4 protein-coding genes are annotated in these 4037 nt (G+C 27.8%); 2 read left to right on the forward strand and 2 right to left on the reverse strand.

Annotated features, from left to right (window positions below; translation table 4 throughout):
- Nucleotides 1-33 precede the first annotated feature (33 nt).
- Entirely contained in the window at nucleotides 34-237 is a 204-nt protein-coding gene (locus D9R21_RS04730) for a hypothetical protein (RefSeq protein ID WP_126821306.1), read from the reverse strand.
- A 203-nt stretch (nucleotides 238-440) separates the two neighbouring features.
- On the opposite strand from D9R21_RS04730, the gene D9R21_RS04735 reads away from it, so the two are divergent.
- Nucleotides 441-1286: a hypothetical protein gene (locus D9R21_RS04735; RefSeq protein WP_126821307.1), complete on the forward strand. Its 846-nt coding sequence runs from the start codon at nucleotides 441-443 to the stop codon at nucleotides 1284-1286.
- A gap of 52 nt (nucleotides 1287-1338) precedes the next feature.
- Here the strand turns inward: D9R21_RS04735 and trpS are convergent, their stop codons facing one another.
- Complete coding sequence (gene trpS, locus D9R21_RS04740) at nucleotides 1339-2367, reverse strand: tryptophan--tRNA ligase (RefSeq protein ID WP_126821308.1); 1029 nt, start codon at nucleotides 2365-2367, stop codon at nucleotides 1339-1341.
- 182 nt (nucleotides 2368-2549) lie between these two features.
- Here trpS and eno point away from each other — a divergent pair, with 182 nt between their 5' ends.
- On the forward strand, nucleotides 2550-3926 hold the full coding sequence (eno, locus tag D9R21_RS04745) for a phosphopyruvate hydratase (protein WP_126821309.1): 1377 nt from the start codon (nucleotides 2550-2552) through the stop codon (nucleotides 3924-3926).
- Nucleotides 3927-4037: the final 111 nt, after the last annotated feature.

Below are 4037 nucleotides of genomic sequence, written 5' to 3' on the forward strand. Positions count from 1 at the left end.
CCCTTTGCCATATAAAAAATGTTTCTCCTAACTTTATATATTTAATAATAACCTAGAAAGGTTTTTTATTTCATATTCTCAGTTAAAAGAAACATTGTATTGTCATGAATCAAGTGTTTTTATATTTACTTTATATTTTTGTGCAATATAAGTAAGCGATGTTTGTTCAATTTCTTTTACTGTATTTTTTCGAAATTCTGCAGTATATGTTTTAAATTTTTGTTCTTTTCCTGCCATTAAAAAATGCACCTCCTCTAAAAGTTTAGTAAAGTTCTTTTTTAATTTTACTTACTTTTTGGGGTGCAGTCTTTTACCACAGGTAAGATTAGGAACTGATCCAAATAATTTTAATTTTTAATCACTATTTTTTGTTATAATTTAAAAGATAGTTTATCAAAAGGAATGATTCGATGAAAAAATTGCTTAGTTTTTTTGAAACGATGATAATGTTTACAACTCCAAGTATTTTAACGATTAGTTGTATTTATCCAGAACATTATTATATTCCAACCCAAGATGCAACATTGCAGCCAGCGGTTGGCAAGTTTTTAACACATTTTATGTTACAACCCATTAATGATGAATATGAATATTGAGTAAAACATAAAGATGATAATACAATTTTCACAATGTTTTCAAAAGAAAGAGAAACTCATACTTTATGACCAATTATTAATTATAATTTTAATAATCCTTCAAATGTTCCAGCATTTGAGTTACCAACAACTAATGTTTTATTTAAAACATATATTGCAAGTATGCCAACCCATTTGCCAACAGCTAACCAATTATATCGTGATTTTATTTTGTTTCCGTTAATTTGTAATACAACGGAGTATACTTATACGACGGGACAAACAACAATGGAAGAATATACTTTAGATGGTAGCCATTTTCCAACAACGATTTATTATTTAACAATTAATTTAAATTCAAATGTTTTTTGAAGTTATGAACTTAATAAAGATTTACAAGAATATTTAATTAATTATATTCAGAATCATCCAAGGTTTATTTTTAAACAAAATATGACAACAGCAGAAATTATTAAATTATGGCTAACAAATGTTTATAGTGATTCAAATAATTTTAAAATTAGTAATATTAAGACAATTGAAAATATTGATGAATTATATTGTTATTTAAAAAATAAAATTACTTTTCATTTTAATCAGTTAGATACTAGTAAAGTTAATCAAAATGAAAAATTTAATTTTAAAGTAACTGACCAAAATGGTAATTATATGTGAGAATTAAATGAATTAAAATACCAAATTCAAAACTAAATATAACAAAAATAGACACATAAATTTTATACTTTATGTGTCTATTTTTTATTTAAAGGCTACTTTTTTTATAATTTAATCCAACAACATTTTTAACTTTTGTTATTTTTTTATTAGCAATTGCTCGTGCTTTTGTTGCTCCTAAATCAATTAATTCATCAATTGTTTGATCTTGCATTAATTTGTGGTATTTTTTTTGAATTGGTTCTAAAACTTCAATAATTGTATTGGCAACTTGTTCTTTTAATTGGCCATAATCGTGTTGAGAAAATTCCTTAACAGCTGCTTCAATTGTTACTTTTTTTAAAACAGCATAAATTGTTAAAAGATTACTTACGCCTGGTTTTTTCTCAGGATTATAAGCAATTTTTTCTTCTGAATCAGTTACGGCGCTACGGATTTTTTTTCGAATTACTTCAGGTGCATCTAATAACCCGATAAAAGACTTAGGATCATTGGAAGATTTACTCATTTTTTTAGTTGGATTTTGTAAATCCATAATTTTACCACCAATTGGTGGAATAAAGTTGGTCGGAATTTTAAATAAATCTTGTTGATAACGATTATTCATTCGTTCGGAAATATTTCGTGTTAATTCAATGTGTTGTTTTTGGTCTTTTCCAACTGGAACTAAATCAGCATCATATAATAAAATATCCGCGGCCATTAAAGTTGGGTAAGTTAATAATCCGGTTGGAATAAATTCAGTTCCATTTTCTGCTTTCATTTTTATTGATTTGTCTTTAAATTGTGTCATTCGTGATAATTCCCCAATAGTTGTATTGCACAATAAAATATGTGCTAATAAGGTAACTTCTAAGACATCTGATTGAACAAAAATAATTGCTTTTTGTGGGTCCAAACCACATGCATAATATAATGCAACCATATTTTTAATGTTATTTCGTAATTCTTCTTTGCTAATTGGAATTGTAATTGCATGTAAGTTTGCCACAAAAATAATTAAATTATTATCTTTTTGTAATTCAATAAAATTTTTTATCGCCCCAATATAATTTCCTAAAGTTAATTGCCCTGTCGCAGTAATGCCTGAAACAATTGTTGGTTTTTTTTGTTCCATATGTTCTCCCTTCTTGTCCAAATTTAATAACATATTTAGTAATATCATAGCAAATATTTTAGTTTTTCCAAAAGAAAAACAATAAAAGTAGTATTTTTCTTGGATTTTCAACCGATTTTGTTTACTATTTTTTGAACAAATAATATAATAACATTATACACTTAGAAGGAGAGTAAAAAATTATGTCGAGAATTGAGAAAATTAATGCTCGTGAAGTAATTGATTCACGAGGAAATCCAACTGTTCAAGTTGAAGTTTGAACAGAATTTGGAGGATATGGTTCAGCAATGGTACCATCAGGAGCTTCAACTGGAAGTCGTGAAGCATTAGAATTAAGAGATGGTGATAAAGGACGTTACCAAGGGAAGGGTGTTTTAAAAGCAGTTGGGAATGTTAATACAAAAATTGCCGAACAACTGGTTGGAATGGAAGTAACAAACCAAGTTGAAATTGATCATGCCATGATTACTTTAGATGGAACTGATTTTAAAAAGAATTTAGGTGCTAATGCGATGCTAGGAGTATCAATGGCTGTTGCAAAAGCATCTGCTTCGGAATTAGAAATGCCATTATACAAATATTTAGGTGGTGTAAATGGGAAAAAACTACCTGTTCCAATGTTGAATATTATTAATGGAGGAGAACATGCTGATAGTGCAATTGATTTCCAAGAATTTATGATTATGCCAGTTGGAGCTGAAACTTTTAAAGAAGCTTTAAGATGATCATCAGAAATTTTCCATACTTTAAAAAAAATCTTACATGATAAAAGTGATATTACTGCTGTTGGTGATGAAGGTGGTTTTGCTCCGCATTTTAATTGAGCATATAAAGATCAAACTTTAGCTTCATTTCAAACAAAAACACCAGCTGAGGTTGCCTTAGATTTAATTGTTGAAGCAATTGAAAAAGCAGGATATAAACCAGGTAAAGAAGGTGTTATGATTGCAATCGATTGTGCTTCATCAGAATTATATTTTGATGATAAAAAATATCACTTTAAGAAAATTGAAAAAGTTACTGGTAAAGAATATGCCATGACAACAGAAGAATTAATTAAATATTTAGACAAATTAGTTGATAAATACCCAATTATTTCAATTGAAGATGGTTTAGCAGAAGGTGATTGAGCTGGTTTTGAATTACAAGTAAAAACAATGGGACATAAAATTCAAATTGTTGGTGATGACTTATTTGTTACAAATCCAAAAATTACAGCAGAAGGGATTGCTCGTAACGCCGCAAATTCTGTTTTAATTAAATTAAACCAAATTGGAACAGTTACTGAAACAATTAATACAATTCAATTAGCACAAAAAGCAGGTTGAACAGCAGTTGTTTCACATCGTTCAGGAGAAACAGAAGATTCAACAATTGCTGATTTAGCAGTCGCTTTAAATACTGGTCAAATTAAAACAGGAAGTATGTCACGAAGTGATAGAATTGCAAAATATAATCGTTTATTAGCAATTGAAGATGAGTTAGGAACAGTAGCTGAATATGATGGAATTAAAACATTTTATAATTTAAAAAAAAATGTTGCTGATTTAAAAAAATAACCTTTTATAAGTTACAATGTTTCTTTTAACTGAGAATATGAAATAAAAAACCTTTCTAGGTTATTATTAAATATATAAAGTTAGGAGAAACATTTTTTATATGGCAAAGGG

Source organism: Spiroplasma endosymbiont of Megaselia nigra (assembly GCF_003987485.1).
Classification (GTDB): domain Bacteria; phylum Bacillota_I; class Bacilli_A; order Mycoplasmatales; family Mycoplasmataceae; genus Spiroplasma.